This is a genomic window from Bradyrhizobium sp. AZCC 2289 (assembly GCF_036924615.1).
Classification (GTDB): Bacteria; Pseudomonadota; Alphaproteobacteria; order Rhizobiales; family Xanthobacteraceae; genus Bradyrhizobium.
In genome coordinates this window covers 9237222-9250433 of sequence record NZ_JAZHRY010000001.1, presented here as the reverse complement: position 1 = coordinate 9250433, position 13212 = coordinate 9237222, and the positions used below count along the sequence as shown (strand labels likewise).

Annotated in this window: 19 protein-coding genes; 11 read left to right on the top strand and 8 right to left on the bottom strand. The window is 62.6% G+C overall.

The window, feature by feature from the left end; translation table 11 throughout:
- Positions 1–58: 58 nt before the first annotated feature.
- Complete coding sequence (locus tag V1289_RS43370; protein ID WP_334405671.1) at positions 59–847, bottom strand: SDR family NAD(P)-dependent oxidoreductase; 789 nt, start codon at positions 845–847, stop codon at positions 59–61.
- A 74-nt stretch (positions 848–921) separates the two neighbouring features.
- Complete coding sequence (locus V1289_RS43365; RefSeq protein WP_442896231.1) at positions 922–1104, bottom strand: hypothetical protein; 183 nt, start codon at positions 1102–1104, stop codon at positions 922–924.
- 255 nt (positions 1105–1359) lie between these two features.
- Here V1289_RS43365 and V1289_RS43360 point away from each other — a divergent pair, with 255 nt between their 5' ends.
- The 3 genes from V1289_RS43360 to V1289_RS50065 all read left to right on the top strand — a co-directional run bounded on the left by V1289_RS43360 (position 1360) and on the right by V1289_RS50065 (position 2287).
- Entirely contained in the window at positions 1360–1728 is a 369-nt protein-coding gene (locus V1289_RS43360) for a hypothetical protein (protein WP_334405669.1), read from the top strand.
- A gap of 136 nt (positions 1729–1864) precedes the next feature.
- Positions 1865–2098: a DUF6894 family protein gene (locus V1289_RS43355; protein ID WP_309184499.1), complete on the top strand. Its 234-nt coding sequence runs from the start codon at positions 1865–1867 to the stop codon at positions 2096–2098.
- Positions 2099–2107: 9 nt separating this feature from the next.
- Positions 2108–2287 (top strand): hypothetical protein, encoded by a 180-nt coding sequence (locus tag V1289_RS50065; protein WP_442896137.1) that lies wholly within the window; start codon positions 2108–2110, stop codon positions 2285–2287.
- Between the two features lie 24 nt (positions 2288–2311).
- Here V1289_RS50065 and V1289_RS43350 read toward each other — a convergent pair whose 3' ends face one another.
- Positions 2312–2902 (bottom strand): NADPH-dependent FMN reductase, encoded by a 591-nt coding sequence (locus V1289_RS43350; RefSeq protein WP_334405666.1) that lies wholly within the window; start codon positions 2900–2902, stop codon positions 2312–2314.
- Positions 2903–3104: 202 nt separating this feature from the next.
- On the opposite strand from V1289_RS43350, the gene V1289_RS43345 reads away from it, so the two are divergent.
- The 3 genes from V1289_RS43345 (at position 3105) to V1289_RS43335 (ending at position 6178) form a co-directional block, all read left to right on the top strand.
- Positions 3105–3539, top strand: a complete 435-nt coding sequence (locus V1289_RS43345; RefSeq protein WP_334405664.1) for a hypothetical protein — start codon at positions 3105–3107, stop codon at positions 3537–3539.
- 137 nt (positions 3540–3676) lie between these two features.
- A complete protein-coding gene (locus V1289_RS43340) occupies positions 3677–3931 on the top strand; it encodes a hypothetical protein (protein ID WP_334405662.1) in 255 nt (84 codons plus the stop codon).
- A gap of 165 nt (positions 3932–4096) precedes the next feature.
- Entirely contained in the window at positions 4097–6178 is a 2082-nt protein-coding gene (locus tag V1289_RS43335; protein ID WP_334405660.1) for a methyl-accepting chemotaxis protein, read from the top strand.
- Positions 6179–6223: 45 nt separating this feature from the next.
- Here the strand turns inward: V1289_RS43335 and V1289_RS43330 are convergent, their stop codons facing one another.
- The 4 genes from V1289_RS43330 to V1289_RS43315 all read right to left on the bottom strand — a co-directional run bounded on the left by V1289_RS43330 (position 6224) and on the right by V1289_RS43315 (position 9720).
- Positions 6224–7384, bottom strand: coding sequence for an acyl-CoA dehydrogenase family protein (locus V1289_RS43330; RefSeq protein WP_334405658.1), 1161 nt, complete (start codon positions 7382–7384; stop codon positions 6224–6226).
- 157 nt (positions 7385–7541) lie between these two features.
- On the bottom strand, positions 7542–7799 hold the full coding sequence (locus V1289_RS43325; RefSeq protein WP_334405656.1) for a hypothetical protein: 258 nt from the start codon (positions 7797–7799) through the stop codon (positions 7542–7544).
- 62 nt (positions 7800–7861) lie between these two features.
- Positions 7862–8896 carry a DUF2778 domain-containing protein gene (locus V1289_RS43320; RefSeq protein WP_334405654.1) on the bottom strand — a complete coding sequence of 345 codons (1035 nt, stop codon included), beginning with the start codon at positions 8894–8896 and terminating at the stop codon, positions 7862–7864.
- Between the two features lie 146 nt (positions 8897–9042).
- On the bottom strand, positions 9043–9720 hold the full coding sequence (locus V1289_RS43315) for a nitroreductase (protein ID WP_334405652.1): 678 nt from the start codon (positions 9718–9720) through the stop codon (positions 9043–9045).
- A 167-nt stretch (positions 9721–9887) separates the two neighbouring features.
- Here V1289_RS43315 and V1289_RS43310 point away from each other — a divergent pair, with 167 nt between their 5' ends.
- Positions 9888–10136 carry a hypothetical protein gene (locus tag V1289_RS43310; RefSeq protein ID WP_334405650.1) on the top strand — a complete coding sequence of 83 codons (249 nt, stop codon included), beginning with the start codon at positions 9888–9890 and terminating at the stop codon, positions 10134–10136.
- Between the two features lie 97 nt (positions 10137–10233).
- Here V1289_RS43310 and V1289_RS43305 read toward each other — a convergent pair whose 3' ends face one another.
- On the bottom strand, positions 10234–11178 hold the full coding sequence (locus V1289_RS43305; RefSeq protein ID WP_334405648.1) for a helix-turn-helix domain-containing protein: 945 nt from the start codon (positions 11176–11178) through the stop codon (positions 10234–10236).
- A 306-nt stretch (positions 11179–11484) separates the two neighbouring features.
- Here V1289_RS43305 and V1289_RS43300 point away from each other — a divergent pair, with 306 nt between their 5' ends.
- The 4 genes from V1289_RS43300 to V1289_RS43285 are packed head-to-tail and all read left to right on the top strand — an operon-like array spanning position 11485 to position 13208.
- Positions 11485–11685, top strand: a complete 201-nt coding sequence (locus tag V1289_RS43300; protein WP_334405646.1) for a hypothetical protein — start codon at positions 11485–11487, stop codon at positions 11683–11685.
- Positions 11672–12634 (top strand): DUF2336 domain-containing protein, encoded by a 963-nt coding sequence (locus V1289_RS43295; protein ID WP_334405644.1) that lies wholly within the window; start codon positions 11672–11674, stop codon positions 12632–12634. Before V1289_RS43300 ends, V1289_RS43295 begins: the two co-directional genes overlap by 14 nt.
- Positions 12634–12939: a PilZ domain-containing protein gene (locus tag V1289_RS43290; RefSeq protein ID WP_334405642.1), complete on the top strand. Its 306-nt coding sequence runs from the start codon at positions 12634–12636 to the stop codon at positions 12937–12939. Before V1289_RS43295 ends, V1289_RS43290 begins: the two co-directional genes overlap by 1 nt.
- 44 nt (positions 12940–12983) lie before the next feature.
- Positions 12984–13208, top strand: a complete 225-nt coding sequence (locus V1289_RS43285; protein ID WP_334405641.1) for a hypothetical protein — start codon at positions 12984–12986, stop codon at positions 13206–13208.
- The last annotated feature ends 4 nt before the right edge of the window (positions 13209–13212 follow it).

The following is a 13212-nucleotide window of genomic DNA, read 5'->3' as shown; positions in this document are numbered from 1 at the left end:
CCGGATCCCGGCGGCCACAATTTCGCCAACGCTATTCCTTTCGGGTGTGGTGATTGGGTCACAGTTCATGGAGCGTCGGCGGATCAAACCAGTTGGTCAGCGACAGGCCGCCATCGACGACGATCGCAGCTCCCGTGACATAGGCCGACACCCGGTTCGACAACACCGCCAGCGCCATCGGCGCGAGATCCGTGGCCTGGCCGAGACGGCCGAGCGGGATGTGTTTTGCCAGCGACGGATCGGCGACGAAGCCGCCGGCCGCGATCGCGCCGGGCACCAGCGCATTGACGCGGATGCCATAGCGGCCAAACGTCTTGGCCAGCTCCTTCACCAGCATCGCCATCGCCGCTTTCGCCGTCGAGTAATGCGGCAGGTTGCGCGGCGTGCCTGCGTGCAGCGAGGTCAGCAGCAGGAACGAGCCGGGCGCTTTGGCCGCGATGAGTGTTCGCGCCAGTTCGCGCGCGAGGTGAAAGCCGGCGTCGAGGTTGACCGCGTGCATCTGTTGCCATGTCTCGCGGTCCACCGCCATGGGGTGATCGGCCTCGCGCCGCGGCGGCGAGGCGCTGTGAACGAAGTGCGTTACCTGCCCGACCGCGGACTGTGCGTGCGCAAGCAGCGCATCGCAGGTGGCGCGGCTGGCGAGATCGCCGACAAAGGGAAACGCAAGTTCCGGCCGGGCTGAGGTTTTGATCGCGGCCATGACCGTGTCTTCGCGGATATCGGCGAACACGGTCCGCACGCCCTCGCCGACCAGCGCTTGCGCAATCGCGCGGCCGATGCCGTTTCCCGCACCGGTCACCAGCGCCGCCTCGCGCGCGGGATCGAAGGGCGTGCTGAAGAGGCTCATGTCGGACGGTCTCCGAGATCAAAACGACGCGCATGCTAGCACGCGTTGTCGATCCGGACACAGGCCGTCCGCTGTCAGCTCTGATGCGGTCCCCGCATCATCTTCATGGCGTCTTCGATGTGACGCCAGTCTCGCGCGTCCTCGGCGTCGCCCTTGCGCTCGCAATCCTGGGCCATCTGGGCAGCCTGGGCGATCGCCTCGAAACCGTGCCGCTCGACCATCTGCCGCGCGATCACGTGAATCTGCGTCTCGGACATCATGTCGCTCTCCCGATGTCGACTCGCCCCCGAAAGCCGCAGGGGCCAGCAATAGCCGGTTCCGCTGCAGCCTGTTCCAAACCCTCCAGCTGGGGGCTCGTTCCCCTGTGTCCGCATTTAATCTCGCGCGCTGCGGACCAGGGAACTTGTTCGTTCGATGCAAAAGGCCGTCGCTGCAGGTCCGCATGCCACCAATTCCACCTCTTCCCGCCGCATTTTTTCGCTTTGCTGCGGCTCTGGATGGAGCGAACTCGAATGAAAGGGACAATCGCGATTGCGGCGTTGGCGCTGTTGCTGGTTCCGTCGGCAACGATGGCGCAGGAACGCGGCGGGGATGCCGCGCTCGGAGCATTGTCTGGCGCCGTGGTACTCGGGCCGGTCGGCGCGCTCGCTGGTGCGATCGTCGGTTACACGGCCGGGCCGTCGATTGCGCGATCATGGGGCTTCAGACGATCGGGCACCGCCCGCCAGGCGCGGAAGCCCGCAGCGCAGGAGACGCGGGTGTCGCGTGCCGACGCTCAATCTGCGCCGCGAAGTCAGGCCAGTGCGCCAACGGCGGCGCAAATGCCACCGCCTCCGAAAACGGCCTCCACCACCGCGCCGCCGGTCCAAGGCCTGGAGTGAGGCGCAGCGGTCGGTCGCGGCGCGGTCGGCGACCGCGTTCTCCGTAAAACCCCGTACGCAATCCATCGGAATTTCCCGCGGACGTTGCCGCTGCTATTTTTCGAGCCTGCTCCTCGCTTTGATTCGGAGGCGGAACATGGCTCAGGTCTATTTCCATTGCTCCAACACTGAACGGGTAATGATCGATCAATACGGCGCTGCCATTGGCGATCTGGCCGAGGCGCGTGACCACGCCGCCCTGGTGGTGCGGTCGCTGATCATGACGCCCAGCACGGAAGACTGGCGCAGCTGGGTCCTGCACGTGAGCGATGCTTCCGGCGACGAGATCTTCGCCGTGCCTTTCGTTTCCATGCTCGGCAAGCCGCATTGAGAGCACGCCATGACAATCGCGCAATCATCGACACGGCTTCGCCTGCGCCTGAACGACTTCGTGACGAGGTGGCACAGACTGATCAGGAATGCCCGCAATCCCTATCGGCCTGAACTTCACTACATGCGAGGGCCCGGCCCGAAATGGCACGCGAAACACCTCGGCCGCGCCGAAAGCGGGGCGTTCTGAGGCATGGCACCTGAGGGCACGCCGTCAATAAGGCGGCGCCTTCCTCCCCCGCTGCGCTTTGGCGGCTTCCATCCACCACGTCAAATCATCGGCAAACCTCGGAAACGCATGCTCCAGCGCCTTGCCGCCCTCGCCGTTCGGCTTACCCTCCGCCGAGAGGGTCTGCGCGATCGGCCCCACCGCGATCGTGGAAGAGATCACCACCATGCCCATTTCCGAGAGCGTGCCATGCCACGCCGTCGCAGCCCGCGCGCCTGAGAAACGTCCGGCCGAATAGCTGGCGATGGCGGCGGGGCGCCAGAACCATTCTTCCAGAAAATGATCGGTGAGGTTTTTCAGCCCCGGCTGGACACCCCAATTATATTCGCCGGTGATGAAGACAAAACCGTCGGCGCCGCGGATCTCGCCCGCGAGTTTTTCCAACGCCGCCGGCGCCTCGCCTTTCGGATATTCCTTGTACATCCGGTCCAGCATCGGCAGGCCGACCGCTTTGGCGTCGATCAGTTCGACGTCGTCGCCCCGGGCACGAAAGCCCTCGACGACGAAATGGGCGAGACGGATGCCCATCCGGTCGGAGCGATAGGAGCCGTAGAGCACGAGAATGCGATGGGTCATGATATCCACACACTGCATGAGGCCGCGTGGTGATGATAGGCTCGGCGTCATCAGCCGCCAATCTTGATCTGGCGCAATACGCCGCGCGGCCATCCCCACAACCTGACCTAGTGTCATGTTCCCAGGGGGTACCGCCTTTGGCCGACTTTCGTTCAGCGAACAATCGTCCTAGACTTCCCCGGGCTCGTAGCGGAGCATCGCGATGCGTTTTCGCGTAAGGAAGTTCGCCCATGTTCTGGAGCGCCTTGGGCTGGCCATGGCTGGTGCCGCCAGCGGCTTGTTTGTTGCAGCCCTGGTCGGGACCAGCGTCGCCGCGCTGACGACACAGGCGTTCCTGCTGCTCATGATGATTGGCGGTGCCGTCGGATTCTACCTGGGAATCGATACGCCACCCCTGCCCTTTCATCCGCACGATGAACAGGCGGCAAACCGCGGCGATGGCGGCAAGATCGACACCGCGGAATTCCTGAGCGCCGTCGGCACGTTTCTAGCGGCGGCGTCGGCTTTTTCGTCGGTGGGCGTGATCGTGCTTCGTCACGATCCACACATCGCCTGGACCTGGATGATCATGGCGGGATGGGTTATCGGCGTGGTCATGCAGATCATTGCCGGATCAATCGCGCGTTTTCGCCGTTAGGGCCGGCCGCTCGCAGGGCGCCGGGCTACGATCGATCTACCGAAAATTGATCAAATCGTTGCACGCTGATCCCAACAGCAAAAAATCGCCAAAATCCTTTTTACGAAATGCGCTCGTTTCGAGAAGGAAAACCTCCCATGCGGATCAAACGCGCGATCTTCGTTGGTTCGGTGGCCGCCATGGCTGTGATGACGGCGCCAGTGCTGGCGAAGAATTCCACGCCCCAGAAGACCGACGACAAATCGACCTCATCGTCCTGCCACGCCTACCAGCAGGCGGCCGACGGATCGTGGATGGAGCTGCCATGCCAGGAGCTGGGTTCCGGTTCCGGCGCACCCGCCCAGCATAAATCCGCGACGCGCAGTACGGTCGAAGAAACCCGCACACGCTGAAATCGGCTGGTGGACCGGCCAGCTCGTCTATTCGATTGCGCTACCCTGACGGCCTTCGGGACCCGCGCAGGTGCTCGCGCGCCGCAAGCGTAAACCCGAGATTAACACCGGCTATTTACGATAGTGGGGAACTCGCCCCACACCCATCGTGAACGGCCAACCCCCATGAAAATCGGTACCCTCCTGACCGCCGCCATCGCCTCGCTTGCCGCCGTTGGCGGAGGGCTGGCGGTCTATGTCGCCGCCACGAAATACCAGACGATGGACCACGTTTCCGTCGCCCAGCGCCGGCTGGAGATCGTCCGCGCCGTTGGCGAAATTCCGCGCTATCTCAATCCCGAACGCGGCTTCGCCACCAATATCCTGATGGGACCACCCGCCGTGGATCCGAAGTTGCGGGCCGAGCTCGACAAATACCGCAAGCAGACCGATGGCGCGCGCGACAAGATGAACGAGGTCAAGGGCACCCTGCCCGGCGCGTTCGACGATGCGCCAGCCGTGATGGCCGGCATCGACGCCCTGAATGTTAAATTTGCCGCGCTGCGCGAGGCGATCGACAAGGCGATCGACGGTCCGGCCGATACCCGCAAGGATGCCGCCAAGAAGATCGTCTCCGATAACGCTGTCTTCAACAATGCCGTGACCACGCTGCTCGACGGGCAGGTCCGCAAGATCGCCCTGCTCGATGGCGACGCCTACCGGCAGGCAAGCTACGCCAACATCGCCTGGACCTTGCGCGACGTCGGCGGCTTCAACGCCAGCCTGCACAAGAACCTCGTCGGCGCCCAGCGCGCGGCGACCGAGGCCGAGAGGATGGATATCAGCCGCTCGCAGGGCCGCAACGACCAGATCCTGATGTCGCTGCAGGAGTTGCGCGGCAATGCCTCAACGCCGGCCAATGTGGCGACTGCACTGGGCAAGATGAACGAGGACTATGTCGAGCGTTTCGGCAAAGAGTTGAAACTGGTGAAGGACGGCGCCGTCAGCGGCAAATATGAGCACGATCTCGACACCTATTTTGTGGAGTCGCAACGCGGCCTCGGGGCGATCATCGAGGTGCGCGACGCGTTCTATGACAACGCCGAGCAGATCCTCGGCACCGGCTATTCCGCCGCGCGCTTCAGTTTCCTGATCGCGCTCGCAGGGCTGATCGCGGTCGCGGCAGCCAGCGCCGCCCTCGTAATGATGGTGCGTCGCCGCGTCTGCAAGCCGATCGTCGACCTCACGGCCAGGATGTCGAGCCTCGCCAGCGGCGATCTCGCCAGCGAAATCGAGGGCGCCGGCCGCGGCGACGAGATCGGCGCGATGGCGTCCGCCGTCCAGGTGTTCAAGGATAACATGATCAAGGCGGATCGCCTCGCCGCGGAAAAGGAAGCCGAGAACGAAATCAAGATGCGGCGCGCCCGCGTGCTCGACGATCTCACCCGCGCGTTCGAGACCAAGGTCAGCGAACTCGTCGGCGGATTGTCGTCGGCTTCGGCCGTGATGGAAGACACCGCGCAGTCGATGTCGTCGACGGCATCCGACACCAACCGCCAGGCCGCCGTCGTCGCCGCGGCATCCGAACAGACCTCGACCAACGTGCAGACGGTCGCCAGCGCCACCGAGGAATTGACGTCCTCGATTTCGGAGATCGGCCGCCAGGTCGCGCAATCCACCGAGATCGCCGCGCGCGCGGTCGAGAACGCACGGCGCACCGGCGATACCGCGCGTTCGCTGGCCGAAGGCGCACAGAAGATCGGCGATGTCGTGACCCTGATCCAGAACATTGCGGCGCAGACCAATCTGCTGGCGCTGAACGCGACCATCGAGGCCGCGCGCGCCGGCGACGCCGGACGGGGCTTTGCCGTCGTCGCTTCCGAGGTGAAATCGCTGGCCGGCCAGACCGCCAAAGCCACCACCGAAATCTCCGAACAGATCGCGGCGATTCAGGCCGCGAGCGACCAGACCGTGACCGCGATCGGCAACGTGGCCGAGGTGATCGCCGAGATCGATCAGATCGGGATTGCGATCGCGTCCGCGATCGAGGAGCAGGGCTCGGCGACCAAGGAGATTTCCCGCAGCGTCCAGGAAGCCGCGCGCGGGACCCAGGAGGTCAACGCCAACATCTCCGGCGTCCAGCGCGCCGCCGACGACACCGGCGCCGCGGCCAGTCAGGTGCTGGGAGCGGCGGAACAGCTATCGTCGCAATCGAAGGATCTCGCCGGCCAGGTCAACCGCTTCCTCGCCGAGGTCAGGGCGGCGTAATCCGCCCGCGATGCAGCTTGCGCTGTCGGCAAATCAACATCACGACTATCCGCGAAGCCCCAGCACCCGGCGGGCGATGGACTGGCGATGGACTTCGCTCGGCCCCTCATACATCCGCATCAGCCGCGCCTTCTGCCACAGCGCGTTGAGCGGCAATTCCAGCGTCATGCCGAGTGCGCCGAGCGTCTGCATGGCGTGGTCGCAGGCGTCATAGGCCATCTCGGTCGCGAACACCTTGATCATCGAGGCCTCATGCCTGACGTCTTCGCCGCGATCGGTCTTTTCCGCGGCGTTGCGCACCATCAGCCGGCACGCATGCATGCGCGTCGCGATATCGGCGATCCACCACTGGATCGCCTGGCGTTCGGCCAGCTTGACGCCGAACGTCTCGCGCTGCCTCGCGTGCTCGCACATCATGTCGCTGGCGCGCCGCGCGATGCCGATGCAGGTCGATCCCATTTCAAGCCTGCGGGTACGCAGCCGCAACTGCATCGGCGCGTAGCCCTTGCCGACTTCGCCGAGCACGGAATCGACCGGGATGCGGCAATCTTCAAACACGATCTCGTAGGTCGAGCCGCCGCCGAGCATCGGGATTTCGCGCTCGATGATGAATCCGGGCGTGCCCTTCTCGACGATGAAAGACGTGATGCCGCCCTGCCGCGCGTCGCTGCCGACGCGGGCCATCACGATGATGAAATCGGCCGCGCGGGCGTTGCTGATCCAGATCTTCCGGCCGTTCAAAACCCATTGCGCGCCGTCGAGCACCGCCCGCGTCTTCATCGCGGCGGGATCGCCGCCGGCGCCCGGCTCGGAGATCGCGATCGCCGACGTCATCCGTCCTGCGATATAGGGTTGCAGATATTTCTTCTTTTGCACCTCGGTGCCGACGGCCTGCAGCATGCGCAGGTTCGGCGAGTCGGGCGGCAACACAAAGGGCACGCAGGTGCGGCCGAGTTCTTCGTGCACGGCCGCCATCGTGCGCGTCGGCAGGTCGTGGCCGCCCAGATCTTCGGGCGCGTCGAGGCCCCACAATCCAAGATCCTTCGAGACCGTGCGCAGCCGCTGCTTTTGCTCCGCGGTCAATTCGGGATGGTCGCTGCCGGGCAGCTTGGACTTCAGGTAATGAGGCTCCAGAGGAATCAGTTCCCGATCCACAAACCGAGCGACCGTCTCGCGGATCATTTCCGTTTCTTCATCGGTGCTCATCAAGTCGATCCTCACGCGCCACGGATGGTTCAAAGCAGTAGCGCATTTCCAATTTGCATGAACAGCGGAAAGCGCACCGGTCAGCTCGAACCGCGCCGAAGTTTCGTCTGGCGAAACCGGAGGCGCAGCAGGTGCGTCGCGTCGAACGGTCCGGTTTTCAGAGCAGTTTCGAGCGAACGAACAGCGCGCGCAGCGCGTTGGTTGCTTGCACCGTCAGCATCGCGTCGCCGGCCGCCCCTTGAAGCGCGCTGATGGCGTCGTCGTGCAACGACTTGAACTCGATCCACTCGATCGAACTGAGATTGGTGATGAATTGATAGGCCTGGCCGACGGTCGCAATCGAAACCGTCTCTCCGTTCAGCTTGATCTTGAAGGTGGCTCGCAGCAGCGTTTCGGACTTCGATACATCTGTCATGACTTGGTTCTAAACGAGGAAATCGAAATTTTTCGTCATCGCTCGCTTTTGCAACAAAGCCATCATGACTGCGAGGTCGAACGTCGCGAAGCCGCATCGCCAAGACTTGGCACGACGACGAGACGCGTAACCTCGCCATTGTTATACGCCTGCAGGAAGCGATCGTAGTCCTTGAACGACACGCAGCCGTTGGAATCGCCGTTGGGGCCGAGCATGTAGCTGTGCGCCAGCAGCCCGGACCGGCCGAGCGTCGCGTTGCTGTCGACGGGAATCATGCGCAGCGCCCGGACGCCGTGGAACAGCCGCTCGCGCGGCTTCAGGTCATAGACCGCCGGCGGTGTCGCGCCGATGTTGACCTCATGAACGTGTTGCGGGTCGTCCATCAGGCTGCCCATTCCCGAATGGGCCTCCAGTTTCGAACCGTTCGGCATGTAAACGGCATGCGCCGAGATATCGTAAACCGCAGTCTGCCCGTCGTAGCCGAGCGCCCCGAGATCCGGTCCGTCGTGGAACAATCCGCCGTCCGGGGCGAGCGAGGCCAGCCTGATGCGTCCCGGGATCAGGTCGGACAGCTTTTGCAGCAGGGTGCGCCGGTCAGGCTGGGCCGTGGTGTCGGCCTGGGCGAACGCCGCCGCCCCTGCCCGCGTGTCGAGGTTTGCCTCGGCCGGGCGGGATTTTGGCAGCGGAATCCCGGACGAGGCAGCGGGCCTGGATTCCTCGACCTTGGGTCCCGGTGCATCCTCGAGCAAGGCGGACCGCCAGTCCTGGGACTGCAACTGCTGGCCGAGCAGCCCCCTGGCTTCACGAAGCTTGATCTCGGCGGCCGAAAGCGCCGACTGGTCGAGGGTTCGCGAGGCAAAGTTGCCAGCGGACGATTCGGGCGTGGACGCCGGCTGGAAACGATCGTCAAACGACGGCAGGCCGGCGTTTGCCGGCAGCGCCGCAGTGGGGAGAATGGCCGTGTTGGCGGAATCGGCGATCCAGGCAGCCGCGCCCAGCGCCAGAGCGACCGCAGCCAACGCCAGCGCGGTCGTTTCCGACCACGAGAAGCGGCGATGCAACGATAGCCGATCAGCTGTCGTCCTGACTGACGTCATCGATTCCCCGGTTCCACCCGTTGGAGCGCCCACCCCGCAGGGATTCATCGAAAGGCCGGATACAATATCAGGGCCATAACTGAGGCATAATCGAGACAAACGGCTAAGGCGGCCGTCCGTCCCCATGGTTAACGCGCCGCCCGCGCCTAGTCATGGAACCCGACATAGCGCACGAAATCACCGTTCGATTCGCGATCGGACCGGACCGCATTAGCCGGAAAACTGTCATCCGGATATCCCATCGCGACACAGGTCATGATGGCCTGGTCCTCGGGAATACCGGCCACCTCGCGCACGATATCCGATCGCATGATGCCCTGGCCGTTGATAACGCTGCCAAGGCCCCGGTCCCACGCCGCCAGCACGATGCCGTAACAGAGCGCGCCGAGGTCGAAGTGGCACACCGCACCCGGATCGAGGATCCGGTCATAGCTCAAGACCACCGAAACCGGCGCATCGAATTGCCGAAAACCCCGCAACACCCAATCCTGCCGCATCGGCTTGTCGTCGCGCGCGATGCCCATGGCGCCGAACAGCTTTTTGGCGACATCGACCTGCCGCCCGCGGTGAACGCCCTGATACTCGCCGTGGCTGATGATATCGCGCTTGGGCTTGGCGCCGGCGACCATCTCTTCCATGTTGCGCTGGCGGACCCGCTCGAGCGGCTCGCCCGTCAGGACGTGGACATGCCAGGGCTGGGTGTTCATCGAGGACGGCGCGCGCTTGGCGACTTCAATAATCTCCTCGATGACGGCGCGCGGCACGGGCTTCTTCTTGAAGCCACGTACGCTTCGGCGCGTCTGTACCAGCGTCTCGAAATCCATTCGTTGCATCCCCACGTTTCTTCCGCGCCAGGCGCGTGTTTTTGGTCCGCCAAGACCGGGAGCGGACAGTCCATGCCGATCACTTTATCAAGGAAATCAAGCTTGGGAACTTGATCACTTGAAGAATCCGCGATCCAATCCGACCGTGTCCTGATTGGGAGAGCCTCATGTTCAAACGTCTATTTTTAGTTGCAATGCTTGGAACATTCGCTATCGGCTCGGCGTTCGCACAGGAAAGCTGCGAGAGCAAGGCCGTCGGCAAGGACGGGAAAGCGCTGGCCGGCGCTGCGAAGGCATCCTTCATGAAGAAATGCATGGCCGATAGCTGCGAGACCAAGGCCGTCGGTTCGGACGGCAAACCGCTTTCGGGCGCTGCCAAAACCAGCTTCTTGAAGAAGTGTGAAAAGGGCGCATAGGCGCCTAAGCGCGCTCCTGCCTCGGGAGCGCAAGCGGCGGCCAGTCCCGTTCGAACGGGTCGTCGCATCGATGGCCGTCGCAAGTTCGCGTGATCCGTCACGCCCCACGCGATCTTGCGAGGGTCTCCGATGGGGACTCGCCGAACTGGGAACGATAGCTCCTGGAGAAGTCGCTCAGATGCCAAAAGCCAAACGCAAGTGCGCAGGCCTTGACGCTATGAGCGCCGGCGAGAAGCCTTTGCCGAACCAGCCATAGCCGCCTCAGCCGCAGGTACCGATGCAGGCTCATTCCCCGGTAGCGCTGGACCGCGTCGTGCATCGTGCGCACTGAAACGCCAATCTGTCCGGCAAGATCGCCGCTGTAGACGGGGTGTCCGATATCGCCGGACAGGATCGCCTCGACATCCCTGAAAATCTTGAACTGCCGGGCGGAATTCGCACGCGTAGCCCAATTCGTAGCCACGACATCAGCAAACGCATGATCGACTGCAGCAAATAGCGATTCCTTGATCGCCGCGGAAGCTTCCGCCACCTCGGATGCTTCCGAAAATTGCGGCGAGATGGACAGCACCTGCAGCACCAGCCTGCGCAGCCGGCTTTGCGCGGCCTCACTGGTTTCGAACGCCTTGAAATTGAGCTCCGTCTGGGGCCAGCCCCGGTTGTCTACCTGAGGCGTAAAGACGATCGAGGCGTACTCTCGAGGCGTCCGCTCAACCGCGCTATATGCCGCTCCGCTATTGCCGACGACGATCACAGAGCGGTCTCGTTCCACACCGTTGAAGCGGATCGGAACGCCGTCATCCATCGAAAATCCGACCGCCGTAGAGTTCGGTCCGAGCAGTGCATCGACGATCCGCGGAAACGACCGGGTGTAATTCACGTCACACCCGGCCAGGTTCAGGATGATTTGCTCGGCCGAAATTTTTCGCACAAGCGGCGTGAAGTCCACACTGAGATGTCGCACCGAACTTCGAAATGCATCGATGTCGGCAAATCGAAATATCTTCGGCGCCATCGTCGGCGCGAGAGGAATACTGTTCATTCAAAATCTTCTTGGCAGAAAGCCTGCGTCGGCGCGCAATGTTACGCCCGCAATGGCACCAAATTCGACACCTCCCGAGTATGTCCGCCAACCGACATAAGAACGATATGCGTGTCGGGAGAACGATACGCGAGTCGGCGCCGAAAAATAGCTGAAGCAACTCTCATTTTGCCTAAATTCGATAGTGTTTGCAGCATTACACGCGGTATCAGGAAACCCCACGCGCCGTATTCTTATGGGCGCATTAATGATTGTCTCGCCTAATTCGATGGTCGGAACACTTTGCGTTCCGCAGCGGAACAAGAATTGGCGCCGCAGATGCCCATTAACGCCTCGAACGATTTTATCTCCGAACTTGATCGCGCCATCGAAGGCGGATCGCCGGCGCGCCGCTGTCAAATGCTGCGGCAGATAACCAACCTGTTTCTCGCCGGCGCCGACCGGCTGAACGAGTCTCAGGTCGCCGGTTTTCGACGAGGTCCTGATCCGGCTGATGGCATGCATTGAGGTGCAGACGCTCGTGCATCTCAGCAGAACCCTCGCCGATCTGCAGTCGGCGCCAAAGGAATCGATCCGCCGTCTTGCCCGACACGAGGAGGCGCTGGTTGCCGCGCCCGTGCTGCGCGGATCCGACTCGCTTCCAGAGCGTGATCTCATCGAGATCGCCGATAGCCGGAGCCAGCAACATCTCCTCGCAATTTCGGGACGAAAACGACTCAGTGAATCGCTCACTGATGTACTGCTGAAGCGCTGCGACACGACTGCCCGCCGTCTGCTTGCGACGAATGCCGGTGCTCGGTTTTCAAGCACGGGTTATTTGGCGCTGGTCGCCGCCGCAAAACGCGATGACGACATTGCGGACTCATTGGTACTTCGGCCTGACATGCCGGTTGAAATGCTTCGAGAACTCCTCGCAGGAACAACCAAGGCGGGCCGAGCCCGGCTCCTTAGAGTCGCCCCGCCCGGGGCGCACCGAGCGATTGAGGCCACCATTGAGAGCATAGAAACTGAAATCGGCACGAATACGCCCAAGCCAATTGATTACTCAGGCCCGAAATCCACGGTGCTTGCGCTCAACAAAGCTGGAAAGTTAAACGACTCCTCCATCAACCGCTTTGCTGTGCGAGGGGAGCGTGCAAACCTCATTGCGGCACTATCGCTACTCAGCGATGCCGCAATCGAAACCATCGAAGCCATCGTGGAAAAAACCGACCCCTGTAGGCTCATCGTTGCCTGCCGGGCCTCGCGGCTAAACTGGACGACGACATTTGCGGTCATCCGCTATCGATGCGGCGCCCAGGCGATCTCGCCCGAGGACATTGAGCGCCGCAGAGAGGCCTTCGAGGCGCTCCCCCTGTCCGTTGCGCAACGAACGATCCGCTTCGGGTCCGTCCATGACCTCGAAATGGAAATCAATTCGACGGACAAAGCACTCGCAACGGCCGGAGCAAAATAGTGCCGTTTGGCGATCGAAAATCCGAGCGCGTCCGCCTCGAGCACAAACGCTCCGTCAACCTCATGGGTGTCGACGGCACCTGGCGAAGGAGTTGCTTGCTCCTCGATGTTTCTTCAACCGGCGCCCGACTTGATGTCGATGGAACGCTTGAGGTGCTTCAAGCCAAGGAATTTTTTCTGCTGCTATCCTGGACGGGATTGGCATTCCGGCGATGCGAACTCATCCGGGTCGACGGGTCCGAGGTCGGCGTTCGATTCATCGAGGTCAAGAAAAAGGCCCCGGGACGGCCCGTCGCTGCAACCTAACGAAACACGGCCCTCATGTTCCATTGATAAGGCGGTGAACCCAAATGCAAATGATTGCTTCGCGAATTATTCCATTTCTCGAGGTCCAATCTCTCGCACCCGGCAACGCGCTGGAAGCGTTGTTTCGGGATGAAAAGGGTTTCATTCTCTATCTTTCGGACGGCGGCCCGTCCTCGATTAGACAGGAGAGGCTTATCCGTCTTGGAGTGCGCGAGGCATTGGTTTGGCTACACGAGGCTCCGCAGGACGGGGCATCGTTTTGGGATTGATGAA

What these genes read in the sequence shown, in the direction of transcription:
- V1289_RS43355 (WP_309184499.1), top strand. Translation starts at nt 1,865, where the DNA reads ATGGCTCAGGTCTATTTCCATTGCTCCAACACTGAACGGGTAATGATC.
- V1289_RS43350 (WP_334405666.1), bottom strand. Translation starts at nt 2,902, where the DNA reads ATGACCCATCGCATTCTCGTGCTCTACGGCTCCTATCGCTCCGACCGG.
- V1289_RS43335 (WP_334405660.1), top strand. Translation starts at nt 4,097, where the DNA reads ATGAAAATCGGTACCCTCCTGACCGCCGCCATCGCCTCGCTTGCCGCC.
- V1289_RS43325 (WP_334405656.1), bottom strand. Translation starts at nt 7,799, where the DNA reads ATGACAGATGTATCGAAGTCCGAAACGCTGCTGCGAGCCACCTTCAAG.
- V1289_RS43345 (WP_334405664.1), top strand. Translation starts at nt 3,105, where the DNA reads ATGCGTTTTCGCGTAAGGAAGTTCGCCCATGTTCTGGAGCGCCTTGGG.
- V1289_RS43315 (WP_334405652.1), bottom strand. Translation starts at nt 9,720, where the DNA reads ATGGATTTCGAGACGCTGGTACAGACGCGCCGAAGCGTACGTGGCTTC.
- V1289_RS43340 (WP_334405662.1), top strand. Translation starts at nt 3,677, where the DNA reads ATGCGGATCAAACGCGCGATCTTCGTTGGTTCGGTGGCCGCCATGGCT.
- V1289_RS43310 (WP_334405650.1), top strand. Translation starts at nt 9,888, where the DNA reads ATGTTCAAACGTCTATTTTTAGTTGCAATGCTTGGAACATTCGCTATC.
- V1289_RS43285 (WP_334405641.1), top strand. Translation starts at nt 12,984, where the DNA reads ATGCAAATGATTGCTTCGCGAATTATTCCATTTCTCGAGGTCCAATCT.
- V1289_RS43320 (WP_334405654.1), bottom strand. Translation starts at nt 8,896, where the DNA reads ATGACGTCAGTCAGGACGACAGCTGATCGGCTATCGTTGCATCGCCGC.
- V1289_RS43305 (WP_334405648.1), bottom strand. Translation starts at nt 11,178, where the DNA reads ATGAACAGTATTCCTCTCGCGCCGACGATGGCGCCGAAGATATTTCGA.
- V1289_RS43365 (WP_442896231.1), bottom strand. Translation starts at nt 1,104, where the DNA reads ATGTCCGAGACGCAGATTCACGTGATCGCGCGGCAGATGGTCGAGCGG.
- V1289_RS43360 (WP_334405669.1), top strand. Translation starts at nt 1,360, where the DNA reads ATGAAAGGGACAATCGCGATTGCGGCGTTGGCGCTGTTGCTGGTTCCG.
- V1289_RS50065 (WP_442896137.1), top strand. Translation starts at nt 2,108, where the DNA reads ATGACAATCGCGCAATCATCGACACGGCTTCGCCTGCGCCTGAACGAC.
- V1289_RS43295 (WP_334405644.1), top strand. Translation starts at nt 11,672, where the DNA reads ATGGCATGCATTGAGGTGCAGACGCTCGTGCATCTCAGCAGAACCCTC.
- V1289_RS43370 (WP_334405671.1), bottom strand. Translation starts at nt 847, where the DNA reads ATGAGCCTCTTCAGCACGCCCTTCGATCCCGCGCGCGAGGCGGCGCTG.
- V1289_RS43330 (WP_334405658.1), bottom strand. Translation starts at nt 7,384, where the DNA reads ATGAGCACCGATGAAGAAACGGAAATGATCCGCGAGACGGTCGCTCGG.